The organism is Cellulomonas sp. P4_H4, from assembly GCF_056400865.1.
This window is the reverse complement of record NZ_JBFUKL010000013.1, coordinates 1-591: the sequence shown is the minus strand read 5'-3', so window position 1 is coordinate 591 and position 591 is coordinate 1. Positions and strand designations below refer to the sequence as shown.

The 591-nt window shown below is 72.1% G+C and carries 1 protein-coding gene and 1 pseudogene; both read left to right on the top strand.

All coding sequences use genetic code 11. The features are described from left to right. A pseudogene (locus AC1DPN_RS19515) lies at positions 1 to 221 on the top strand (transcriptional regulator); the annotation flags it as partial. A gap of 76 nt (positions 222 to 297) precedes the next feature. After that, the coding region (locus AC1DPN_RS19510; RefSeq protein WP_477086441.1) for a DUF1905 domain-containing protein at positions 298 to 591 on the top strand (294 nt) is incomplete at its 3' end.

Below are 591 nucleotides of genomic sequence, written 5' to 3'. Positions count from 1 at the left end.
TGGCGACGGTCTTCCCGGTAACCCGGCAGGCGATCGCCAAGCACCTGGTCGTGCTCTCGGACGCGGGCCTGGTCGAACCCGTGCGCGTCGGCCGCGAGATCCGCTACCGCGCCCTGGGCTCCCGCCTGAGCCAGACGGCACACGCGCTCGAGGCGATCGGCGCGGAGTGGGACCGCCGCCTGTCGGCGATCGCACGCATCGCGGAGTCGCTCGAGGACTGACCGCAGCCACCGCCCGGCGCCGAGACCGTCACGTTGCGACGAGACCGTCACTCGCAACTGCCGGTCTCGTCGCAACGTGACGGTCTCGGCGCCGGTGGGTCCGGTCGACACGCGCGCCCGCGACCGGGATCCTGGCGCGGTGGGCAGCGGCATGGAGCTGGAGATCACCGGCGAGGTCTGGCACTGGCGCGGTCCGGCGCCGTACCACTTCGTCACGGTGCCGGCGGCCGAGAGCGCGAGCATCAAGGCAGTCTCGTCGGCGGTCACCTACGGCTGGGGCATGATCCCCGTCCGTGTCGGTATCGGGTCCACCTCCTGGGAGACGGCGCTCTGGCCCAAGGACGGGCTCTACGTCGTGCCGCTCAAGGAC